We start from the raw sequence: 20,020 nt of genomic DNA on the forward strand, positions 1-20,020 counted from the left end.
TAACCATGGAACCGAACGATGCTCAGGCTCGGTTTTTTAACAATGGGAATATTGGCGCCAAATTAGCAGGAAGGTCTTGTTGCGCAATTTGAAACCTCCTGGGTCCGGGATCTCGGTTAAAGAGCCAATTTTCCTGGTTGAAACCTATGCCTTCAGCTAAATCACTGTGGGGCGAAGAAACCGCCATGGCCTGGGCATCTTATCATTTAGCCCCACCTTACGATCGCGTGATCAAATGCTCATGGCTCGTGCGTCTCCGTCTATGCTGCCTCACCATGTGGCTTGTGAGCCTGTTACGCCAGGGAGAGGGACCGATACAGCGCGGGTCTCCGATCATGAAGATAAGGATCGCCGTGCTCCGCCCCAGGCACCTTACTGCCGATGTCAGCGGTGAGCAGGGCTTCACCCTTCCCCGCGCGTGCCAGATCAGCTCCGTCTGAACCCACGATGCATGAACCCCCTTGATAGTCGAGACCATTCTCAGACCCGCAGAGACCTGCATAGATGACCATGACATGGTTTTCCAATGCTCGTGCAGGGATCATGAGGCGGGAGACGCGGTCGTTCGTGATGACTTTCGGCAACGCGGTTGGCACGATAAAGAGCTGTGCGCCCGTCAAGGCCAATGCCCTCGCCCACTCTGGAAATTCAACATCATAGCAAACCAGCATGCCCGCCTTCACCCCATCGATCTCGAATGTAGGCGATAGAGCTTCGCCCGCACGGAAACCGCGGATTTCATCGGGGCCGAACAGATGGCACTTCCGGTAGAAATGAAGTTGGCCGGACGGCAGCGCGCAAACCGCAGTATTGTAGATATCCTGGCCCGCGCGTTCCGGCATACCAGCGACGATAGCGATATTCAGCGCTCGTGCCATGGCAGTCAGGGATTGCGTCATAAAGCCATCGCGCGGCTCCGCCATCTGGCTGAGTTGGTCCCAGATTGCGTAGCCTGTTATGCTCATTTCCGGCGCAACAAGCAACCCGCTTCCAACCTGGCGTGCGGCCGCTGCCGCCTGCTTGATACGTTCGATATTCGCTTGCTTGTCACATGAAGCGGGCTGCATTTGCAGCGCGGAAAAACGCATCATCTCTATCCTAAATCAGAAACACCCCGCAGCCCGACTGACGAAACGGGCTGCGGGTATACGCCCTAGTATTCTTCGTCAGCGACGTAGCTACCAATACGCTGGACAAGATCAGGTTTCCGCCGTGCCAGGATAATACCGTATAGAATGGCGAGAAGCAGACCGATGGCCACCGCTGTCGGATAGATATTGAACGGCGCCGGCTGGCCCGGCTGTACAAGGCCCCACAACGGGAAGAGCGTCAGTAATACGCCGAATGCCGGAATAATCGCGTGTCGGATAATACTGAAATCTTCGCGATGAAATCGGATGATGTAAACCGGCAAGGCAAGAGTGGTGACAAGATACACCACGATGATCGGAATTGTACCCAAGGTTCCCGTATCACCGAAGATAGTGACAGGGTCGAGGTTCCAACAAAGTAGCGTAATCAATAGCGCAGTTGCTATGTAGGCCCACATGGCGACATGCGGTGTTTTGTGCTGCGGATGGATCTTGCCAAAGAAGCGCGGCAGCAGACCTTCGCGCCCTGCGCTGAACAGAATGCGCGCCTGCGAATTGGTGAGACCCAGGAGACAGGAGAAAATGCTCGTTACGCCCGCGAGGTAGGCAATGAACAGAAGCGCAGGCGCCGAATGCTTTATCGCGTCGATATAGGGCAACGCTGAATTGCCGATCGCTTTCGCATCATTATGGAACGCAATTTCAGTTGAATAACCCAGGAAGATGTAGACCAAACCGATGGCGATTGTCCCTGCCACTAGCGCTTTCGGGATATTTCTGCGTGGATCTGCAGTTTCCTCCGCCAAGGTCGCTGAATTCTCCCAACCTACAAAGGAATAGACTGCCAATGGAAAGCCAAGTCCAATGCCCGCCAGGCCGCCGGATAGATGGGAGGGCATGAAGGGTGCCAGGCTGAGCGAGCCCCAATTGACGATCAACATTGCAACCGCCCCAATCAGCAGAAGCGCCAATTCGAAATAGAAGAAAATCGCGGCCCAGGTGGTGGAGATCTTGACACCGCGGCTTACCAGAAATGCACAAATCCCGGTGGCGAGAATGCTCAGCACCTGCCAGGGGATATTAATGCCCAGAAACAGCTTGATCGTGTCATGCGCCCAGCCGCCCGAGATCGCGACAATCGCGGCCGCAGCAACTGCATAGCCAATAACGGTAAAGATGGAAGCGGCGGCACCAGCCGTTGGCCCCAAACCCATGCCGATAAAGGTGACGAACGAGCCTGTGCTCGGACGGTATTTTGAGAACTCGGCGAGCGTGTTGCCCAAAAACAGTATGGCAATCATCGCGACGATGATCGTGAGGGGGGCTGCCACACCCGCTCCTCCAACAATCAGGCCAAAGCCGAAATAGAAACTGACGGCCGGAGCGATATTTGCAAGCGTGCTTGCCACGATCTGCGGTAGCCCAAGCTGATTCCGACTCAGCCGGTCAGCGTTTCTGGGTAAACCTGTCAAGATAAGTTCCTCTCTGATCGCTGCTGGTCCGCGTGTTTCTTAGGCAGACCAAAAGACTAATGGCGCAACATTTTCTTATTATTGGTGTGCTAGCTTTGACCTCGAACGGTCATAAAAGCATATTCTACGGATCAAATTCGGCTCAAAGCAGGTGTGGTTAGAATAGTTTCCAAGACTAGTATGTTGGTGGTGTCACGGCACTTAAAATTTCAGCCGGCTCGTCACCTATATTGGTAAAGCGATGGGGTTGGCTGCTGTCGAAATAATAGCCATCACCTGCACGAAGAACGCTCGTTTGCCCCCCGACCGAGATTTCAAGACTGCCCTCGAGGATCATGCCAGCCTCTTGCGCAGAATGGTGAAAGGCGTTCCCCGTATGCGCACCCGGCGCATATGTTTCGTGCAACATCAATATCTGCCGATTGGGATGGTCAATCCCAATCATGCGATATGAGATCGAGTTGACGTTGCCAATCTCGACAAACTCTTCAGCTCTATAGAACGATTTGGATGGCATTTTTGACTGAAGATCGGAAAAAAACCCTGTCAATGTTGTACCCAGTGCATCCAGAATGGCACCCAATGTCTCTATCGACGGACTCATGCGATTGCGTTCGATCAGCGAAATCGAAGAGTGAGAAACGCCAGAGCGCGCGGCAAGCTCCCGCATACCGAGGTTCCGGCGGCCGCGCAGTTCCCTGAGCTTTTCTCCGATTTGAGGCATGGCATTTGATGGGCTTCCGTGAAGCCCCCTCCCGTCCTGATGGTGAGAATACTAGACTAGCGTCTTTTTCTGGATTGTGAAGCGCCCCGGCTTGGCTGATGACAGTGAGCGTCCTGCCCAAAGGGAGTTCTCAAATGACAAATCGTGTTGTGCAGCTGCCGCATGGTGTCCGCTATATCAAATCGCCCATCCGCAATACGATGGCGGACAATCAGGCCATCGAAGCCAAGGTTAAGGACATCATTGTATCTGTCCGCGCTGAAAAGGATGAAGCCATCCGGCGCCTCTCCCTGCAATTTGACGGATTGTCGCTGCAAGACACCGAAGTGAGCCTGGGCGAGCGGGAAGCGGCGGTCGCCAATCTCGATCCGCAAACGCGGCGGGATACGGAATTCGCCATTGGCAATGTCCGCCGCTTCGCGGAGGCGCAGTTGGGCACGATGACCGGTCTTGAGGTGGAAATCCTGCCGGGCGTTCATCTCGGCCATCGCGTCATTCCCATTCAAAGGGTCGGTGCCTATGTCCCAGGCGGCCGCTACCCTCTTCTCTCCGCGCCGGTGATGACGATTGTGCCTGCAAAGGTTGCGGGTTGCCGCGAAGTGATTGTGTGCCTGCCACCTACGGCCAACCCGGCGGTCATCGCGGCCTGCCACCTGGCCGGTGCCACGCGCATTTTTCGCGTGGGTGGGGCGCAGGCGATTGCCGCCCTTGCCTACGGAACCGAAACCGTTCCGGCGGTCGATAAAATAGTAGGCCCCGGCAATGCCTATGTGAATGAGGCAAAACGACAGGTCTTCGGCCCCGTCGGTATCGATCAATTGGCCGGCCCATCAGAGATTTTTGTGGTGGCAGACGCTACCGGCGATGCACGCATGATTGCCACAGACATGCTGGCGCAGGCTGAACATGACGTGCGGACAAGGGTGGGCCTGATCACCACGGATCACGCACTGGCTAAAGCCGTTGAGCAGGAAGTCACGGCGCAACTAGCGACACTTTCTACGGCAGACGTCGCGGGTCAGGCTTGGCAAGACTATGGCGAAATTACCCTATGCGATTCCGAAGAAGCCATGATCGGATATTCGGATAGTGTCGCCGCTGAACATCTGCAAGTCCACACGGCTGATCCCCACGCAACCGCCCAGAAGCTACAGAACTATGGTTCGCTTTTCGTCGGGCCGTTGGCGAGCGTGGTATATTCCGACAAATGCAGTGGCACGAACCACACGCTGCCCACCATGGGCGCAGGCCGATACACGGGCGGCCTGTGGGTTGGTTCCTTCGTCAAGACCTGCACGCATCAGTGGATGGAGGAAAAGGGCGTTGCGACCGTAGCGCCACCCGCGATGCGGCAGAGCGCATCTGAAGGGCTTGAAGGGCACCGGCGCGCCGCCGCAATTAGATTGTCATTGGAGCCACTAAGCTGATCGACTAGCGGCGGTCATTCAGCACCTCCGCGGGTTTTCCTTAATCTGTAGGCAGATGCAGTGGCAACATACGAGCCCGCAGGAAATCTGTGTTGGCGCGCCCATACAAAGAGCGCTTCACCGTCTTCAGTCGATTGATCTGGCCTTCGACTTGGCGATTGCACCATCTCTCAGAAATGGCGTTGCGAGCTGCGGCCATGTCATTGCGCAAAGTCAAAACGGAGTGGCGTATGGCCAAAAAATTCCCCGAATGATTTTGATTCATAAATGGCTTTTCATCAAAAGTGAGGAAGTCCTCATTTTCCTTGCATGTGAGAATGCGCTGAGGTCCGTTTTCACGTTGCGGGCAGCGAAATTTGAGAATGGCGAGGATTCTGAAAGTTCGTCCAACGCAACAGAGATGCCGCAGCTCGTGTCTGGCACTATATGACTAACATCCCTTTTATATCGGTGATTCGGCAACTATCTACTTTCTATGTCGAAAGCCAAGCAGCTTTAGACAACCTGACAACGCCGACCTGAGCCTTAGCTTGCAGCTTTCTAGGCTTACTTCTTAACAAAACTAAAGGAAAATTGCCCATCTCGGATATAGCGTTCAGCGGGCACGGCCAGGGTTGGCGCTGTAAGGTTTTATTTCAGTTATCTGAGGCATCTGTCCCGGCTTCTGCGCCGCCGCCTGAGCAAGAGATGACCGGTCAGGACGATGGTCCATAGGATGAGGGCGATTTCGGCTATTGGTAGAGTGAAAATCATCAACCAGAGGCCCATTCCCAGCGTGTAGAGGGTTGCCCCATAGTCATGCCCGTGAATCAAGCAGCTTCGGGGCTCGGCTTCATTCAGTGTGCAACCTACGCCGTTCGCTATGACGCTTCCAAGGATCACGGAGGCAAAAGGCGCAACCGCGAAAAGGATGATCAATACCAACGCGGTAATATAATATCGCTTCACCGGCCGTCACTGCGCCAAACCATGAAAAGGACATACCCCGACAGCGGAGACCCGAGCCGCAGGGACCACGTACCGGATCGGCTTGCGTGTATCACTTCGAAGATTCTGAATGTGGAAAATGCGGGTCCATGAGGCATGCTTTCAGCCAAGAAGGCTGATCATCGCTCATGGAATCCATCGCCTCAGCATCCAACTGAGGTAGCGACTGCGGGAAGGCTGTCCCGCTCGTAGCTTCGGGATGGAGGTTCCAGTTGGCCCCGGCACCGGTATCGTCGTCTCCGCAGTCATCGTCCGCGCAGGTCGCGACAAGCTTCGGCTTTCCCTCGATGACGTCGGCAACACTGCCGGAGGAATATGTGCGATACGTCGCCCAATCCAACCCCTGACTACAGACGCGATTATCATTCTGAACATGATGCGTGGCGTAGCATTGATACTCGCGACTATTGCCGGAACTGTCATCTGGGAAAAACTCACAGGACGTGTCATAGCCGGCAAAAGGACCGCCCGTGAACTGCGCGACAAACCGCTGTTGTCTCAACGCCATCTGGATCAGGACGGGTTGCATCGACGCATCTTTCGACTTTTGGGTGAGGACGCCAGTACGATCCTTGATCGCATCCATTATGAGCTTAGCCTGCACGACTTTTGAAAGGACTTCACCGGTTTGCCCATCAGTGGCTTTGTCCAAGTCGCCAAAAGTTTTATCTCGCGCGCTGATCCAGCGTTTCTGGCTGGCGACCAGCATGGCGTGGATCTCCGGGTCCGGCGCTGCCTTCAGGATCGCGATATAGGCCCGGTTCATCGCCGTATCGGCATGCAGGATCGCCTGGCTGCCACAGATCGTGTGTTCGATTGGGCTCGTGGCGTGAGCACAATTGATCGCGTGCGCGGCGGATGGGAGCGTCGCCACTGCCATCATGGTAACTGCAATCAAATGGCCTCTCATGGCATAATCTCCCTTGCGAATTGACCTGACACATCTACCCCATTCCCGCACGACGAGCCGACCCTCGCTTTAGTGATGTTCGTGCGCCCTTGCGCGAGGGTGATGGCGGTTATGAGACCGGGCGCCCCCGCTTGCCGCCACGATGCCGGGCATCCCATCATCGCGCACGATCTGGCCAGTGAAACGATCGCCAGTCCCTTAGCGGGCAAAGCAACTGACCATCACGGCCGAATTACTAAAGGGTCGCCCGGGGGAATTTGTTCGATACCCTGAAGATCGTAGCCGTCTTGTTGTGATCCGCTGAAGACTGGCCCCTGACATTTGAGGGTGAAGCGCTGCCAGTCGTAGCTTGTTACTATCTGATGAAACTGGGTGTCGATAGCGCGGTTTACATGTCCAATTTCAGCCTCGTAGACAGCCTGTTGGCCCGGTCCACGGTCAACGCCTTTTGTCGAAAGGATGGTTTGATGGGTGTCTCCCTGCCGAGTCACTATAGGTTTGGGCATAGCCATTGCCGCCTGTTCTTTATATGTCGCATCAAGATAGCCTAAACAGCCGGCGAAGTTTGGGAACGGCCCTGCTGTGAGCGGCATGGGCGGTAACGATCCGCTAGCGAACGCTACGCAGGCCGGGTGGAGCTCCAAAACCACGGCTAATAGCAACAGCAAAATCTTCAATCTACCTGCACGAGCGGCAGCACGTAAGGCATACACGTCACGTAAGGTGAGACAGTACCACCAGCATTGGTAATGCCTATGTTCTATCACAATGAGAGTTTCCCTTAGACTTAAACTGAAGATTTTGCGAAGTCTGCGACGGCTATAAACTTAGCTGTGGCGAGTGAGAAAATAAAAGCTAAGCCGTCATTTGTCCACTATTGTTGCTCTTGCTGATCCTGTTCCTGCTCTTGCTGCTGCTCTTCTTCCTGTTGCTGCTGTTCTTGTTGCTCTTGCTGCTGTTGGTAATACTCTTGTTGCTGTTGTTGTTCCTCTTGCTGTTGCTGCCGTTGCTCGTCTTCTTGCTGCCTTTGTTGCTGTTGTTGTTGCCATTGCTGCTGTTGCAGCTCTTCCTGCTGCTGCTGAGTTGCATCATCTTGCTGGTCTTGATCGGTTGACGGGGCCTGGACTTCCGCAGGACCGGTCAACGGAACCGAGGCAGCTGGCGTTGTCATTTTTTGCAGATTTTGCTCGGCATTCTGGTCGCCCTGTGCTGCTGAACTTTGGAAAAGCGCTGCTGCCTTGCTACTATTCTGGCGCACGCCTTGACCATTGAGATACAACACACCCAGGTTATTTTCAGATTGAGCATCCCCTTTTGCGACACCGCGTGCGAACAGAGCGGCTGCTTCGGCGTAGTTTTGTGGAACACCTCGGCCATCTTGATAGGCGATGCCCAGATTATAGGCAGCATCGATATCTCCGCCCTTCACTGCTTTGCGCCACCAAGACGTCGCGGCCGCATCATCCTGCGGGACACCCTGACCAGTCCAGTACGCTGTTCCGAGACTGAGTTGCGCCTTCGGATCACCAGCTTGCGCAGCAGCGGTCATGTGAGCGATCGTCTGGGCATCTGGCGGTGCCACGGGTGCAGGCATGGGAATTGCCGGGGCGCCAGCCATATTAATCGAAGGAGGGAGCGCGCATCCAACTAGTCCCATCAGTGAACTAGTCACGACTGCAGTCGATAGACAACGCAAGAACATTTAACACTCCATTATTGTTGTTATTCGAAATTTGTTATGTGAGAGAACGAACATATCAGCCTTACGAAGGCGTAGCGGATTATTGAATATTTGGGAATAGGGCGATCGTTCTACTTTTTCTGATGCGTGCCGCTATCAGTTCGATAGCGATTATTTGATCGGTAAACCTATCGATGATACGCCATAAAACCTTCTTCGGATTTCTTCTATAGCGGCTGAAATTGGGTTAGCCATCTTAAGCGACGAGTTCTCATGGCTGAGGGAAATTCCAACGACTTGGAAAGGTGTTGAAATCAGTTGCAACCCAGATGACATTGCCCTTGAGAGCAAAGACCGCATAATGCGGCAGGTCCGGCCAACCCCACCAATCACGCTCTCGGATAACCCATAATAGATCATCGTTTTTAGAAACCCATGCTGTTTGATCACCGAAGCGGCCTATAAGCGGGTGATTGTCAAAAAGGCGGCTTTCGTTGTCAGATGGTTTTACCCAGATGATGGACCGACGCCGATATCGACTGAAGCGGATCAGGAAACGGAGGTCCTGCCAAAGACTTTGACCAAGTCCGTCTTGATCAGACGAGGGTGATCGGCCGGAAGCGAATCTAAGGATAGTGGCGAGGGTTGCCCGCATCAGTTCTCTGCCTGCCAGTTTGAACGGCTTTTAGCTGGCCAGACGCGCTGGCTTTGTAATCAAAGCAAGGTTCATCCGCCACAGCACGAGCGCACAGCCAAGTAAAACCAAGCCGCCGATCAGCAGGCTGCCAGGTGTAGCGCCGACACACTCAAACCATTGCGTGTAAAAGTGGATGCCGCCGAACACCGCCACCAGATTTAAGACCCATCGGCGATTGGCGCGGCCTGCCCAAATGCCCATGCCAATCAACAGAATGGCCCAGACGACGGCAAACGCATGGGCAGACATGGCGACATGCGTGTTTCGCCCCAACCAGTCCAGGTCGTCCCCCCATAGCGACCCGACCCAAAAACCAAGATTGGCCAGGAACAAAGCCGTACGGGCAACGAAAACGGCCAATCGCTCCCATGGGGAGGCGAGGCTACGCGATAGGATGTGGGCAACCAATGCCAGTGCTCCGAACAAAACCACCGTCGCCAATGGTTCCGTCACCTGAAACCCGTAGGTGGCAGCGTCATAGTAGCTGCTTCCGCCAAGTGCGGCGAACAGCACTAGCACCGACAGACTTGCCAGCAAGCCGCTGCGCGCGAGCGCGGCACATCCCCCAAACAAGCCTGCCACCAGCACGAAGGCGATGCCTAGCGGCATCAGGCTATGAAGCTCGCTGCTATCGCCAAAGCTAGCCATTCCCTGGCTTAGCAGGACAAGGCCGGTGCCAAGCAGAAGGGCGGCGATGAGGATGCAGATGCTGGACAAAACCGACCAGCGGGATGGGCCGGCGATACTCAATATTAAACCGGCTAACATCAGCACCGCGCCGATCGCAGCGCCGACAAATGCGGAGGGCAGCAAGGCAAGCATGCCGATGCTGACCGCAATCACGCCAAAGCCGACCAATACGTTGACCAGAACGAGACTGGTATCCTGATAGCCAAGGCGCATCAGGCGTTCGTGTTCCGCAGCGGTTATGGCGCCTTCCTGCAGCAGCCGCGTCAAGTCGAGAGTAACCTTCATCTTTTTTATCCCCTGATCGATCTAAGCCCGCGTTGCATCAATTGAAAAGACCTTATATGAACGATGTTCATGATTATGGATAAACCAATTATGAACATCGTTCAAGATAAATATGAACAACGTTCGCAACGGCCGGCGACGCTGGCGCGCAAGACAGAACTGGCCGCCCGCCTAATCGATCTTGCTGACGCAGCGATAGATGCGGCTGGGGTGCAGGAATTGCGGGCGCGTGCTTTGGCTGAAGCGGCCGGATGTTCAGTCGGCGCGATCTACAGCGTGTTCCCTGATCTTGATGAGCTCATTCTGACTGTTAATGGCCGCACCCTCGATAGGATCGATGCTGCACTGGCAGCTGCGGTATTGGGCTGTACGACACCTATGCAGCAGATGGAGCGGCTTGCGTCAGCCTATCTGAATTATGCGGTTGATCATCGCGGCCATTGGAGCGCGCTGTTTCAACACCGTATGATCGGAGAGCGGCCCCTACCGGGTTGGTATGCCACCCGACTGGATCTAGCGTTCAGGCACATCGAAGGGCCACTGCAGGTGCTGCGACCTGATTTGGATGAGGCGTCTCGTGTGCAGCTGGCCCGGACGGTCTTCTCGGCAGTTCACGGCGTTGTTGAGCTAGGATTAAGCGGCAAGGCCTTGTCAGGCACTCCGGAGACGATCGGAGACCAGGTGCAAATTTTGGTGTCAGCAATTGCGCATGGTCTCGCATGGAAAAATAGGGAATTAAAATAGAAATATTTTCCTGAAGCCACATGACCACCCTAACTGTCGTATCATTACAGTTTGATTGAACAAGACACTTAAACAGTTCCTGTCTCAGGTCGCACTCGGGAAAACAGGCGCCCACAAGGAAAACAAGCGTTAATGTTGTACTGTAAAATTTAGTTAAAATAAAAATTCCAGAAATTTTTATGTGATAGCTATACAAACTACTTTGCCTGTGTATTTATCGACGCATTGGATCAAGGTCATCTACTTTCCTTTCGGGGATATTTTGGGTCGTAACCATCATCCTACGGTCGCCACCGTGGAACACGATCGCTTCCCTGGGTAAAGAGCTGGCTGTCCGGTCGATAGGTTAAGTCGATATGACAAGCATCACCCAGGCGCCTGACGCTGATTTCCGTATAACTCCGATCATCGGATCGCTCGCAGCTGAAGTTCGGGGGGTTGATAGCCGGGGCAGCGTGAGGCCAGCACAGATTTTAGCCGTAAAGGCCGCGCTCAAAGAACATCTTGTTCTTGTCTTCAAGGATCAACAGCCTGAGGATGATGACTTCCTGCGCTTTACGTCTTATTTCGGCGCTGTGTTCACCCCGCCACGGAACAGCCCGGTTTTGGGCGGCAATGCCTCTGGACAAGTGCCTGATATCGTCCTGGTCTCAAATGTCGACGAAGGGGTACTCGGAAATCGTGAGCTGACCGCGCATTCCGATCATCACTGGACGCCCGTGCCGTCATCCGGATCCCTGCTCTACGCGATCGAGGTGTCAAAAAACGGCGGCGATACCACCTTCCACAATCTCGCCGCTGCCTATGATGCGCTGGATGATGGAACAAAGCGCGAGATCGACCAGCTTCAGCTCATTACCTATAACCCTTTCCTCCGCGCCACGAAGAAGCTGCCAGGCAGCTCCGCGCTTTACCGCACGCCGGATATCGAGCAATTGACGCCGTTCGAAGTTCACCCCCTGGTCAGAACGCACCCTGAATCAGGACGGCGACTGATCTATCTCGGCGAGGCTACCGAGGTTGAGATTGTCAATTATGATCCCGCTGCCGGTGCCGCCCTCATTGCACGCCTGCGCGCCCATATTCTGGAGCCGCGCTTCCGCTACGCCCATCGCTGGACGCGAGGTGACATCGTCTATTGGGACAATCAGATCACACTGCACGGGCGCTCGGCCTTCGACCCGAACGAGCGTCGCGTCATGAAACGTATCAGCCTCGCCGGCAGTCGCCCGTTCTGATATCGCTATGTCGCGACGTCTTATTTTTCTCAGTGCGTTTGAGATGAATACCGTGGGCCATCTGGCCCACGGCCTGTGGCGGCATCCGCGGGACCAATCATCTCGCTACACGGATATCGACTACTGGATGGACCTCGCGCGTCTGCTGGAGCGCGGGCTATTTGACGCCGTTTTTCTGGCGGATGTAACCGGTACCTATGATGTCTATGGTGGCGGCCCGCACGCCGCCATCCGCCATGCGGTGCAGGTGCCGATCAACGACCCTATGCTTTTGGTTCCTGCCATGGCGAGCGTTACGCAGCATCTGGGTTTTGGCGTAACGGTCGGGACCGGAGGAGAAGCACCCTATTTGTTCGCGCGCCGTATGTCGACGCTCGATCACCTCACCCGTGGGCGCATCGGTTGGAACATCGTCACCGGTTTCCTGGACCGCGCGGCGCGGGGCCGAGGCGAAAGCGGCCAGCCTGACCATGATGAGCGTTATGATGCGGCCGACGAATTCATGAACGTTGTCTACGGCCTTTGGGAAAGCAGCTGGGCGGATGACGCCGTGGTGCGGGATCGTGCGAGCGGCCTTTATGCCCAGCCCGAGAAGGTTCGGCCCGTGCGTCACGCCGGGCCGCGTTTCCCGCTGAATGCTATTCATCTCTCTGAACCATCGCCGCAGCGCAGCCCACTACTGTTTCAGGCCGGAGCCTCCGCGCGCGGCCGGGTTTTCGCCGTCCGCCATGGCGAATGCATCTTCGTCCCCAATCTGGGCCCATCCCGGACCGCCGCCATCGTCCGGGATATCCGCGCGCAGGCCGTGCAGGCGGGGCGCAGCCCGGACAGCCTGCGCCTTTTGACGGGTCTGCAAGTCATCGTCGCCCGCACGGAACGCGAAGCGCAGGACAAATACGCCGAATACCGCCGCTATGCCCTGCCGGAGGCCGGTCTCACGCAATTGGCCAGCGCCACCGGCATCGATTTCTCACGCTTCGAAGCCGATGAGGTCATTCCCGATTTCCGCAGCAATTCCATCCAATCCTCGGCCGAGGCCCTCGCGGCCGACGGGCAATGGACGGTGCGCAAACTGCTGGCGGACATGCCGCTCGGTGGCCGCTATGCGCCAATTGTCGGGTCACCGGGCCAGATCGCGGATGCCATGGCGTCTTGGGTTGAGGAGACCGGCATTGACGGCTTCAACCTCGCGCGCAGCGTCTCTCCCGAAAGCTTCGCCGATTTTATCGACCTCGTGGTCCCGGAACTGCAGACGCGCGGTCTCTTCAAACACTCGTACGCACCCGGCACGCTGCGCGAAAAAATCTTCGGCTCTCCCAGACTGCCGCCGACCCATCCAGGTGCGGGGGATGCTCTCGCCAAGATGCCCTGGCCGACATGACACGGATCAACGCATTGTCTGAAGCCCCTCCTGAGCCGCGCGTCGACGTCATTCGCACCGATGCGGAGGCGCTCATTGCCGCCCGTGCTCTCGCAGCTGAATTCGCGGCTGGCGCTGCAGTGCGTGACCGCCAGCGCCTGCTACCCATCGCGGAGATCGACCGCTTTTCCCAAAGTGGCCTTTGGGGCGCGATCGTGCCCCGGGCCTGGGGCGGAGCTGGCATTGCCATCGAAACCCTGGCCGAGGTCACCGCCATCATCGCGGAAGCAGACCCCTCGCTGGGGCAGATTCCGCAAAATCACTGGTGTCTCGTGGATGCCCTGCGTCTGGCCGGGACCGAGGAGCAGAAGCGCATCTTTTTCGCCGAGGTTCTGGCTGGGCGCCGCTTCGGCAATGCCGTCTCCGAATTCGGCACGCGCACCTTTCGCGATATCGGATCGCGCCTGACTCAGGATGGCGGCCTGCGGCTCAACGCGCGCAAAGCCTATGCCACGGGCGCATTCTACGCGCATTGGATCCCAATCGCAGCGAAGGATGACCAGGGGCAGGCGGTCATGGTCTATGTGCCGAACGATGCGCCGGGGCTCACGATAGTGGATGATTGGGACGGTTTCGGCCAGCGCACGACGGCCAGCGGCACGGTCCTTGCCGAGAATATCGCCGTGGAGCCCTGGCAGGTTCTGGCGCGGCACCGGCTGTTCCAGCCGCAGACGATTCACGCCGCCTATGCCCAGCTTCTGCATGCGGCGATCGATCTCGGGATCGCGCGTGCGGCCTTGGCCGATCTGGAAATCTGGCTCACCCATCATGTGCGGACCGTGCCGGAGGCAGCACATCTCGAAGCGGGCGAGGACCCTTTGACCCTCCACCGTGCCGGTTCCCTCGTTCTGCGCCTGCACGCTGCCGAAGCGCTCCTAACCCGCGCGGCACGCGCCCTGGAACAGGCGGACGGGACCGGCGAAGCGTCGGACCATGCGCAGGCAACCGTCGCGGTGGCGGAAGCCAAGATCGCGACCACGGAACTGTCGCTTGATGCTAGCTCAACCCTGATCGAACTGGGTGGCACACAATCCACCCGCCTGATCTACGGGCTTGACCGGCATTGGCGCAATGCGCGCACCCATACGGTGCATGACCCCGTGCGCTGGAAATTTCATACGATCGGCCATTTCTGGCTGCATGACCGCCTGCCCGCCCCACAATCCGCGCAACCTGCGCCAGCCGCCGCGCGGCCTCAGGAGTAACTTATGCAACGACGCGATGTCCTGCTCGGCTCGGCGGCCGGAGCTGCCTCTGCTTTCCTGCCCCGCCTGCAAACCCGTGCGGAAGCGGCCTCACTCGATACCCTACGCGAACTGGCCGAGGCCGGCCCCAACAGCCGCGATCCGCATGGGGCGGGCGTTGCCTCGCCCTCGCTCGGCACCTTCACCAATATCTACGACCGGCTGATCAATTTCGGGCATACCGAGATCGCGCCCGGCATCTTCAAATACGACTATACGAAGTTCACCGGCGAACTTGCCGAAAGCTTCGAGGTGCTGGATGATGGCAAGCGCCTGCGCTTCCATCTGCGGCAGAGTGCGACGTTCCATGACGGCTCCCCAGTGACCGCCGCCGACGTCAAATGGTCCTTTGACCGTGGCGTCAGCCTGCCGGGCTCGAAATACCAACTCGCCACTGGATCGCTGACCGATCCGGCGCAGTTCGTCGTGGTCGACCCCGCGACATTCGAAATCCACCTGCCCAGGGGGGACCGGTATACGCTGCCGAACCTGGCGCTGACTTTCGCCTCGATCCTCAATTCCAAGCTGATCCAAAGCCACGCGACCGCCAGCGACCCCTGGGGCGCGGACTGGCTGCGGGACAATGAGGCGGGCGGCGGCGCCTATCGCATCACCAACTGGCAGGCGGGCCAGCGCGTCACCTATACGCGTTTCGACGACTGGAAGAGCGGCCCGGCCCCGGCGCTGCGCCAGATCTCCTTCGAAGTCGTGCCCACGGCAGAAAGCCGGGTGGCGGCGCTGGAGAAGGGCGATGCCGATATTGCGCTGCAACTTCCGCCACAGGACATCGCCCATATCGCGGCCGACCCGCATGTGCATGTGGTCTCAATACCTGTGACCAATACGTTCCGCTTCATCGCCTTTGATACCCAGACGGCCCCTTTCACGGATGCGCGGGTGCGTCAGGCCATCGCCTATGCCTTGCCCTTCGAGGATATCCTCCAGGCCGCCGTCTATGGCCACGGCACGCCGCTCTTCGGGGCGAAATCCGCCCAGCCGAAAAATGCGGCCTTCCCGCAACCCTACCCCTACAATACCGAAATTGCCCGCGCTCGGTCCCTTCTCGCGGCGGCAGGCCATGGCCGGGGCTTCTCAACCACGCTCAGCTATAATGTCGCCGACAACGACACCGCCGAGCCGATCGCCATTCTGGTGCAGCAGGCGCTTGCCCCGCTTAACATCAATGTCCAGATCGAGAAGATCTCGGCGGCTGACTGGGCCACGCGCCTGACCGCCAAGACCGTGCCGTTCTTCATCGAATCCTCTTCCGCCTGGTTCAACGACCCGGACTATTTCTTCCGGATCTTTTTCCAGGGAAACTGGCGCTGGAATTTCGGCTCCTTCAACAACCCCGATCTCGCCAAGCTGCTCACCGCCGCGCGGTGGGAAACCGACCCCGCGAAGTATGACGCGCTGATGGAGAAGGCCGTTGGCATTGTCTTCCAGCAACTCCCCATTCTGCCGCTGTGGCAACCGACCTTCGAAGCAGGCTTCAAGCCTGGGCTCACGAACTTCATCTACTACATTCATGGTCAGGTCGATTATCGACCCTTACGATGGGCATGAATGCATCCTTGATTTCATTCGTTCTCCGACGAGTTCTGACCGTTTTGCCGGTGCTGGTCGGCGCAACGGTCTTCACCTTCGTCGTCATGCGGCTATTGCCCGCCGACCCTGCGGCCTTTCTGGCCTCGGGGCCCGGGATGGGCGCCGCCGATATCGCGGCGCTGCGCGCCAAGCTTGGGCTGGACCGCAGCCTGCCGGTGCAGTTCGGCCTGTATGCCTGGCAGTTGCTGCACGGCGATTTCGGGCATTCTTTCGTCACCGGCAATCCGGTGGCGCTGGACCTGCTGCAAAGGCTACCCGCGTCGCTGGAGCTTGCCTGCGGCGGCCTGCTGATCGCGGCGGTGATCGGCATGCCGCTAGGCATTGCGGCGGCACTTCGGCCCGGTAGTCTGTTCGATACAGCCTGCCGCGCCCTCGCGGTACTGGGCGGCGCGCTGCCCGGCTTCGTCATCGGCGTTTTCCTTATCTATCTCTGCTATTTCAAGCTGAGCTGGGCGCCGGAACCCACCGGGCAGATTGATGCCGCCTTGTCCGCCCCGCGCATTGTCACCGGCTTCCTGGTGATCGACAGCCTGCTCGCTGGCAACATGACGGCCTTCGCCTCGGCTCTCGGCCGGATGGTCCTGCCCAGCCTGACCATGGCGCTGTTCGCGCTTGCCCCCGTAATGCGAATGACCCGCGCCGCCATGGTAACGGCCTTGGCGAGCGATTATATCCGCTCGTCTCGTGCGCTCGGCCTGCCAAACCGGCTTGTACTGCGCTACGCGCTCGAAAACGCGGGCGCGCCGCTGATCACGATGTTCGGGCTCATCTTCTCCTACATGCTGGGCGCCAATGTCGTGGTAGAGAAAGTTTTCGCCTGGCCCGGAATCGGCGCCTATGCGCTGGATGGATTGCAGGCCGCAGACTACTCCGCCGTCCAAGGCTTCATCCTGGTCGTGGCCGCCGTCTTCGCGGCCGTCAATTTGCTCGTCGATCTGCTCTGCGGATGGGCTGACCCGCGCATCCCCCGTGCCGCATGAAATACGGATCTTCCGCGCTTCTGCTGGCGCTCTTCCTCGCGCTGGCAATCGCTGGCCCCGCGGTCGCCCCCTATAATCCCCTTGCTTATGCGCTAGCGGACCGTTTGCAGCCGCCGTCCCTGCATCACTGGTTCGGCACCGATGCGCTCGGCCGAGACGTGTTCAGTCGCACGCTTGCCGCCGCACGAACCGATCTTCCGGCGGCGGCGGCCGCCGTCATCCTCTCGTCGCTGATTGGCGTTTCGGTGGGCGCCGCCTGCGGCTATCTCGGCGGCGCGATCGACCGTTGGGTCGGCCGCGTGGTGGATGTCATGATGGCCTTCCCGCTCTTCGTGGTGGCGGTGGCACTCGTCGCCGCCCTGGGCAATAGCCTTACGAATGTGGTCCTGGCCACGGCGGTGATCAATCTGCCCTTCTATATCCGGCTGGTGCGCGCCGAGATCGCGGCACGGCGACAGCTGGGCTATGTGATGGCGGCGCGGCTGGCCGGGTGCGGGCATGGTTATATCATCGGCCGGGTACTGATCCCCAATATCGCCCCCATTATCGCCGTGCAGATTTCGCTCAACCTAGGCTGGGCGGTGCTGAATACCTCGGGGCTTTCCTTCATCGGCCTGGGCGTGCGGCCGCCGACGCCAGAATGGGGGGCGCTTGTTTCCGACGGCGCACAATATCTGCTGACCGGCCAATGGTGGGTCGCCCTCGGCCCCAGCCTCGTCCTCGTCCTCGCGGTTTTCGCCTTCACCCTGATCGGCGATACCGCGCATGACCTTTTCAGCCCGCGATCGGCCCGCTGATGCCTGTCCTTGCCCCGCTGCTGACCGTCCGGCGGCTGTCGCTCGCCTTCGCCCTGCCGCAGGGCGGACGCGCCTCCGTGCTGGACGGGCTGTCCCTGGATATCGCGCCGCAGGAGGCACTCGCCCTCGTTGGTGAATCCGGCTCCGGTAAATCCGTTTTCGCGCTTGCGCTGCTGCGCCTGCTCGACCGCCATGCGGAGATCACGGATGGCGAAATCCGGATCGAGGGCGAGGATCTGCTGCATGCGAGCGACAAGCGCATGCAGGATCTGCGCGGAAAGACGCTCGCCATCATCTTTCAGAACCCCGCCTCCTCGCTCAACCCCATCCGGCGCATCGGGCGGCAGATCGCCGATGTGCTGCTTGCCCATGGGGAGAGATCGGCCGATGCGGCAAGGCGCCGCGCGGTGCAGATGTTGGCGCGTGTGGGCATCCAGGATGCCGCGCGGCGGGCGAACGCCTATCCGTTCGAGCTGTCCGGCGGCATGAAGCAGCGTGTCATGATCGCGCTGGCGCTCGCGGCCAGCCCACGTCTCCTCATCGCGGATGAAGCGACAACCGGCCTGGATGTAACGACCCAGGCCATGGTGATGGACCTGATCCACGAACAGGCCCGAGCAAATAATATGGCAACGCTGTTGATCACTCATGACCTGGCCCTCGCCGCCGAACGCTGTGACCGTATCGCGGTGATCCATGCGGGGCAGCTGGTGGAAAGCGCGCCGGCCGCGCGCCTGCTTACCGCAGCCCGGCATCCCTATACGCGCGCCCTGCTGACCGCGACGCCGCATGCCGGGTCAACCCTCGCGAACCTTCGCGCCATCCCGGGTCAGGCACCTGACACGGCAGCTGCCGATTTGCCCGCTTGCCGCTACTACGCCCGCTGCGACCGTCGTACTGAACTCTGCAAGAGCCTGCCACCTATGCAAACCGCCAGCTCAAACGGCGCGCATGTCGTCGCCTGCCACCACCCGCTATGACTGTGCTATTCCAGGCGCGCGGGCTGCGCAAAGCCTTCGGCAATGGCGAACATCGCCGTTATGCCGTGGACGGCGTGGATATCACCGTCGCTGAAGGTGAGGCTTTGGCCCTGGCCGGGGAAAGCGGCTCCGGCAAATCGACCATCGGGCTGATCATGGCTCGGCTGCTTGACCACGATGAAGGCGAAATACTCTTCGATGGGCAGGAGATTGGCAAATGCTCCGCCCGCAGGGCCGCACAACAGCCGTGGCGCGCTCAGATTCAGATGGTATTTCAGGACGCCGGCGGTGCCTTCGATCCACGATTGAGCATCAGCGACAGCGTCGCGCTGCCTCTGCGCCGCCTCTCACATTCGCGGGGCAATGCACTGACCCACGCCGTGGAAGATGCGCTGGACCGAGCCGGGCTGGCCGGTCATCTTTTTCGTCGAAAGCCACATGAACTCTCCGGCGGGCAACTCGCCCGCGCCGGCATTGCCCGCGCCATTGCCCTGCGGCCACGTTTGCTGATCCTCGACGAGCCGACAGCGGCCCTAGACGTCTCGGTCCAAGCTGGAATTCTTCACCTGCTCAACGAGCTTCGGCGTGACCTCAACATGGCAATGGTCTTTGTTTCGCATGATCTGAATGTACTCCGTGTTCTGTGTAGCCGAGTAATGGTCATGGAACATGGAAACATCGTTGAAGAGGGTCCTGTCGGCCGCGTTTTCGCATCGCCCGCACACCCGTTCACAACGCGCCTACTAGCGGCACTTCCGAAATGGCCACGCTCAGAAGGACTGCCGCATCAACTTCCAGGCTCTGCGTTGATCATTCACTCACAGTAGACGTGATGATACTGAAGACATTGCATCACGATTTTGGAAAGCTTTGCGGCGATCGCACTGCCCAAGCAGCCTATAGCCAACAAACAGCGCAAAACGCTTAAAGCGTTCAGAAAGAACGTGATTTGCGTGCCGCGCCCCGCTGTTGACTAAGCTGCTGCCCCTGAGACCGGTTTGTTCAATCACCCCAACTTATTTGGGCGCTGATACTCCGCGTTGGC

Annotated in this window: 18 protein-coding genes; 10 read left to right on the forward strand and 8 right to left on the reverse strand. The window is 58.4% G+C overall.

Going from position 1 to position 20,020, the window contains the following annotated elements; translation table 11 throughout:
- Positions 1–293: 293 nt before the first annotated feature.
- From ASILVAE211_RS22550 to ASILVAE211_RS22560, 3 genes are all read right to left on the reverse strand, one after another.
- Positions 294–1,091 carry a carbon-nitrogen hydrolase family protein gene (locus tag ASILVAE211_RS22550; RefSeq protein ID WP_227323623.1) on the reverse strand — a complete coding sequence of 266 codons (798 nt, stop codon included), beginning with the start codon at positions 1,089–1,091 and terminating at the stop codon, positions 294–296.
- Positions 1,092–1,153: 62 nt separating this feature from the next.
- Positions 1,154–2,563: an APC family permease gene (locus ASILVAE211_RS22555; RefSeq protein ID WP_227323624.1), complete on the reverse strand. Its 1,410-nt coding sequence runs from the start codon at positions 2,561–2,563 to the stop codon at positions 1,154–1,156.
- A 175-nt stretch (positions 2,564–2,738) separates the two neighbouring features.
- Positions 2,739–3,287 carry a cupin domain-containing protein gene (locus ASILVAE211_RS22560; protein WP_227323625.1) on the reverse strand — a complete coding sequence of 183 codons (549 nt, stop codon included), beginning with the start codon at positions 3,285–3,287 and terminating at the stop codon, positions 2,739–2,741.
- Positions 3,288–3,391: 104 nt separating this feature from the next.
- On the opposite strand from ASILVAE211_RS22560, the gene hisD reads away from it, so the two are divergent.
- A complete protein-coding gene (gene hisD / locus ASILVAE211_RS22565; protein ID WP_227323626.1) occupies positions 3,392–4,714 on the forward strand; it encodes a histidinol dehydrogenase in 1,323 nt (440 codons plus the stop codon).
- A gap of 1,039 nt (positions 4,715–5,753) precedes the next feature.
- Here the strand turns inward: hisD and ASILVAE211_RS22570 are convergent.
- From ASILVAE211_RS22570 to ASILVAE211_RS22590, 5 genes are all read right to left on the reverse strand, one after another.
- Positions 5,754–6,611 carry a lysozyme inhibitor LprI family protein gene (locus ASILVAE211_RS22570; RefSeq protein WP_227323627.1) on the reverse strand — a complete coding sequence of 286 codons (858 nt, stop codon included), beginning with the start codon at positions 6,609–6,611 and terminating at the stop codon, positions 5,754–5,756.
- Between the two features lie 221 nt (positions 6,612–6,832).
- Positions 6,833–7,204, reverse strand: a complete 372-nt coding sequence (locus tag ASILVAE211_RS22575) for a hypothetical protein (RefSeq protein ID WP_227323628.1) — start codon at positions 7,202–7,204, stop codon at positions 6,833–6,835.
- A gap of 281 nt (positions 7,205–7,485) precedes the next feature.
- On the reverse strand, positions 7,486–8,160 hold the full coding sequence (locus tag ASILVAE211_RS22580) for a tetratricopeptide repeat protein (protein WP_227323629.1): 675 nt from the start codon (positions 8,158–8,160) through the stop codon (positions 7,486–7,488).
- 403 nt (positions 8,161–8,563) lie between these two features.
- Positions 8,564–8,947 (reverse strand): hypothetical protein, encoded by a 384-nt coding sequence (locus ASILVAE211_RS22585; RefSeq protein ID WP_227323630.1) that lies wholly within the window; start codon positions 8,945–8,947, stop codon positions 8,564–8,566.
- Between the two features lie 30 nt (positions 8,948–8,977).
- Positions 8,978–9,964: a hypothetical protein gene (locus ASILVAE211_RS22590; protein WP_227323631.1), complete on the reverse strand. Its 987-nt coding sequence runs from the start codon at positions 9,962–9,964 to the stop codon at positions 8,978–8,980.
- A gap of 63 nt (positions 9,965–10,027) precedes the next feature.
- Between ASILVAE211_RS22590 and ASILVAE211_RS22595 the strand changes: the two genes are divergently transcribed.
- The 9 genes from ASILVAE211_RS22595 to ASILVAE211_RS22635 all read left to right on the forward strand — a co-directional run bounded on the left by ASILVAE211_RS22595 (position 10,028) and on the right by ASILVAE211_RS22635 (position 19,802).
- Positions 10,028–10,708, forward strand: coding sequence for a TetR-like C-terminal domain-containing protein (locus ASILVAE211_RS22595; protein WP_227323632.1), 681 nt, complete (start codon positions 10,028–10,030; stop codon positions 10,706–10,708).
- A gap of 356 nt (positions 10,709–11,064) precedes the next feature.
- Positions 11,065–11,946 carry a TauD/TfdA dioxygenase family protein gene (locus ASILVAE211_RS22600; RefSeq protein ID WP_227323633.1) on the forward strand — a complete coding sequence of 294 codons (882 nt, stop codon included), beginning with the start codon at positions 11,065–11,067 and terminating at the stop codon, positions 11,944–11,946.
- Positions 11,947–11,953: 7 nt separating this feature from the next.
- Entirely contained in the window at positions 11,954–13,327 is a 1,374-nt protein-coding gene (locus ASILVAE211_RS22605) for an LLM class flavin-dependent oxidoreductase (protein WP_227323634.1), read from the forward strand.
- Positions 13,328–13,341: 14 nt separating this feature from the next.
- Positions 13,342–14,571, forward strand: coding sequence for an SfnB family sulfur acquisition oxidoreductase (locus ASILVAE211_RS22610; RefSeq protein WP_227323635.1), 1,230 nt, complete (start codon positions 13,342–13,344; stop codon positions 14,569–14,571).
- Positions 14,572–14,574: 3 nt separating this feature from the next.
- The gene (locus tag ASILVAE211_RS22615) at positions 14,575–16,176 is read left to right on the forward strand and encodes an ABC transporter substrate-binding protein (RefSeq protein WP_227323636.1); all 1,602 of its coding nucleotides are present in this window, start codon (positions 14,575–14,577) and stop codon (positions 16,174–16,176) included.
- Positions 16,177–16,184: 8 nt separating this feature from the next.
- Positions 16,185–17,198: an ABC transporter permease gene (locus tag ASILVAE211_RS22620; protein WP_227323637.1), complete on the forward strand. Its 1,014-nt coding sequence runs from the start codon at positions 16,185–16,187 to the stop codon at positions 17,196–17,198.
- The gene (locus ASILVAE211_RS22625) at positions 17,195–17,995 is read left to right on the forward strand and encodes an ABC transporter permease (protein ID WP_227323638.1); all 801 of its coding nucleotides are present in this window, start codon (positions 17,195–17,197) and stop codon (positions 17,993–17,995) included. Before ASILVAE211_RS22620 ends, ASILVAE211_RS22625 begins: the two co-directional genes overlap by 4 nt.
- A complete protein-coding gene (locus tag ASILVAE211_RS22630; protein WP_227323639.1) occupies positions 17,995–18,975 on the forward strand; it encodes an ABC transporter ATP-binding protein in 981 nt (326 codons plus the stop codon). The genes ASILVAE211_RS22625 and ASILVAE211_RS22630 overlap by 1 nt, the downstream gene beginning before the upstream one ends.
- On the forward strand, positions 18,972–19,802 hold the full coding sequence (locus tag ASILVAE211_RS22635; RefSeq protein ID WP_227323640.1) for an ABC transporter ATP-binding protein: 831 nt from the start codon (positions 18,972–18,974) through the stop codon (positions 19,800–19,802). The genes ASILVAE211_RS22630 and ASILVAE211_RS22635 overlap by 4 nt, the downstream gene beginning before the upstream one ends.
- The last annotated feature ends 218 nt before the right edge of the window (positions 19,803–20,020 follow it).

The organism is Acidisoma silvae, assembly GCF_020618775.1.
Lineage (GTDB): Bacteria > Pseudomonadota > Alphaproteobacteria > Acetobacterales > Acetobacteraceae > Acidisoma > Acidisoma silvae.

Coding starts and splice junctions, on each gene's coding strand:
- ASILVAE211_RS22550 (WP_227323623.1), bottom strand. CDS start 1,091: ATGATGCGTTTTTCCGCGCTGCAAATGCAGCCCGCTTCATGTGACAAG.
- ASILVAE211_RS22560 (WP_227323625.1), bottom strand. CDS start 3,287: ATGCCTCAAATCGGAGAAAAGCTCAGGGAACTGCGCGGCCGCCGGAAC.
- ASILVAE211_RS22570 (WP_227323627.1), bottom strand. CDS start 6,611: ATGAGAGGCCATTTGATTGCAGTTACCATGATGGCAGTGGCGACGCTC.
- ASILVAE211_RS22575 (WP_227323628.1), bottom strand. CDS start 7,204: ATGCCGCTCACAGCAGGGCCGTTCCCAAACTTCGCCGGCTGTTTAGGC.
- ASILVAE211_RS22580 (WP_227323629.1), bottom strand. CDS start 8,160: ATGACCGCTGCTGCGCAAGCTGGTGATCCGAAGGCGCAACTCAGTCTC.
- ASILVAE211_RS22585 (WP_227323630.1), bottom strand. CDS start 8,947: ATGCGGGCAACCCTCGCCACTATCCTTAGATTCGCTTCCGGCCGATCA.
- ASILVAE211_RS22590 (WP_227323631.1), bottom strand. CDS start 9,964: ATGAAGGTTACTCTCGACTTGACGCGGCTGCTGCAGGAAGGCGCCATA.
- ASILVAE211_RS22595 (WP_227323632.1), top strand. CDS start 10,028: ATGTTCATGATTATGGATAAACCAATTATGAACATCGTTCAAGATAAA.
- ASILVAE211_RS22600 (WP_227323633.1), top strand. CDS start 11,065: ATGACAAGCATCACCCAGGCGCCTGACGCTGATTTCCGTATAACTCCG.
- ASILVAE211_RS22605 (WP_227323634.1), top strand. CDS start 11,954: ATGTCGCGACGTCTTATTTTTCTCAGTGCGTTTGAGATGAATACCGTG.
- ASILVAE211_RS22615 (WP_227323636.1), top strand. CDS start 14,575: ATGCAACGACGCGATGTCCTGCTCGGCTCGGCGGCCGGAGCTGCCTCT.
- ASILVAE211_RS22625 (WP_227323638.1), top strand. CDS start 17,195: ATGAAATACGGATCTTCCGCGCTTCTGCTGGCGCTCTTCCTCGCGCTG.
- ASILVAE211_RS22630 (WP_227323639.1), top strand. CDS start 17,995: ATGCCTGTCCTTGCCCCGCTGCTGACCGTCCGGCGGCTGTCGCTCGCC.
- ASILVAE211_RS22635 (WP_227323640.1), top strand. CDS start 18,972: ATGACTGTGCTATTCCAGGCGCGCGGGCTGCGCAAAGCCTTCGGCAAT.